Here is a 1,729-nt window from a genome sequence, read left to right as displayed (position 1 = left end):
GATCGATTGAAGCGCGTCGAGGCTGTCTGGCAGGGGGCAGGTTTCAACGCCAAGGCGTTCGAAAACATTACCCAGTTGATCTGGGAAAAGTTTCTGTGCAACGTGACCTTCAGCGCACCCTGCACAACCTTCAACGTCAAGGTCGGCGAGTTGATGGATCATCCCGACCAATGGCAGATTGCCATTGGTGCGATGCTCGAGGCCTATACGATTGCGCAGGCCAAAGGAGTGCCATTATCATTTGATGATCCAGTCGCCTATGTCACGGCCTTCGGCGCAGGTATGCCAAAAGCACGCCCTTCCATGTTGCTGGATCACATGGCAGGACGCGTCTCTGAACTGGATGCAATCAACGGGATCGTGCCGATCATGGGCCGGGAATTGGCCATCTCCACCCCGTACAATAACACGCTCACCGCCATTCTGCGCCAACGCGAAGCCGCATTTGAGAAGAAAACCCTATGAACATCGGATCCTTTCTACATCGAGACCAAGCGCTCTATGGTGTGTTCAACGGTGAAACCGTTGCTCCGGCAAGCCCCGGCCTCATTGCGCAATACCCTACCTTGCGCGACCTGCTGGATGCTGAAAAATCTGAAGCGTTGAAAGGCTCCGTGAATCTGTCCGCAACAATCCCCATCGCCGAGATCACATTCCAGCCGCCCATTCCAAACCCGCGCAAGATTATCTGTGTTGGTATGAACTATCCCAAGCCCTACCCCGTTGATGGCGTGGCCCCGCCCAGCCCTGAACACATCATCCTGTTTGGCAAGGAAAGCGAGACACTTGTCGGGCATGGTGCCACTCTGGAGGTACCGCGCGGCACACCGGCCGACAGCTTTGACTATGAGGGCGAAATTGCGGTTGTGATCGGGAAAACCGCTCGTCATGTGACGCCAGTTCAGGCGATGGATCATGTGCTGGGCTATGCCCCTTTCAACGATGGTTCAGTGCGCGAGTGGCAGAAACACTCGATCTATGCAGGCAAGAATTTTGCAAACTCAGGGTCATGGGGGCCGTGGATCGCAACTGCTGATGACCTGCCGCCTGTCGAGGATTTGCACCTCACTGTCACCTTGAACGGGGAAACGTTGCAATCTGCATATGGGCAAGAGATGATTTTCTCACTGCCCGAACAGATCGCCTATGCCTCATCATTGTTTACTTTGTATCCGGGCGATGTGATCGCCACAGGATCGCCGGATGGTACCGGCGGCAGTCGGGTTCCCAAGAGGTATTTGAGAGCACATGACGTCCTTACGATAAGCATTCAAGGGATCGGGACACTGTCGAACGCTGTCTCATAGAACAAGCCCGTCAAAGAAACGGAAGATCGACAACCTCTTCTCGAGTCGGTCCCTTAGGACGCATGAACTCGACCGATTGACCAACCCCGATGTCACGGCTGATCAGCGCAAATCCAATGTTTTGGCGCAGACGCGGCGGTCAAACACAGGCGGTCATCTCGCCGGTGTTATCAGACAAAGTCTAACAGGTCTCAAAGTACCACGATCACACAAATCTATGAAGCGCAGATTTGAAACCACTTAATAAGAGCGGCACTGCGTTTTTGCTTATAAGTCTGTCTGCGTTCTAGATGCCTTTCATGATTGAAGTGGTTGTATATCTGGGCGTGATAACTGGAAAATTTCTGGAGCATTCCCTAACCTCGCCTTCGTGATCAACGGCGCGCCAAAGGTAAAATCTCTCACTGTTTATTTTCACAAAG

General features: G+C 53.1%; 2 protein-coding genes. Both read left to right on the top strand.

What is annotated here, in order from left to right; translation table 11 throughout:
* Positions 1–465 (top strand): ketopantoate reductase family protein (locus ACFDSS_RS08185; protein ID WP_375255276.1); only part of this gene is annotated, 465 nt, incomplete at its 5' end.
* On the top strand, positions 462–1,307 hold the full coding sequence (locus ACFDSS_RS08180) for a fumarylacetoacetate hydrolase family protein (protein ID WP_347857678.1): 846 nt from the start codon (positions 462–464) through the stop codon (positions 1,305–1,307). The genes ACFDSS_RS08185 and ACFDSS_RS08180, both read left to right, overlap by 4 nt.
* The last annotated feature ends 422 nt before the right edge of the window (positions 1,308–1,729 follow it).

It is taken from the genome of Yoonia sp., from assembly GCF_042093035.1.
Lineage (GTDB): Bacteria > Pseudomonadota > Alphaproteobacteria > Rhodobacterales > Rhodobacteraceae > Yoonia.
The sequence above is the reverse complement of the archived record's forward strand: the minus strand, read 5'-3'. Positions and strand labels throughout refer to the sequence as shown.

What these genes read in the sequence shown, in the direction of transcription:
- ACFDSS_RS08180 (WP_347857678.1), top strand. Translation starts at nt 462, where the DNA reads ATGAACATCGGATCCTTTCTACATCGAGACCAAGCGCTCTATGGTGTG.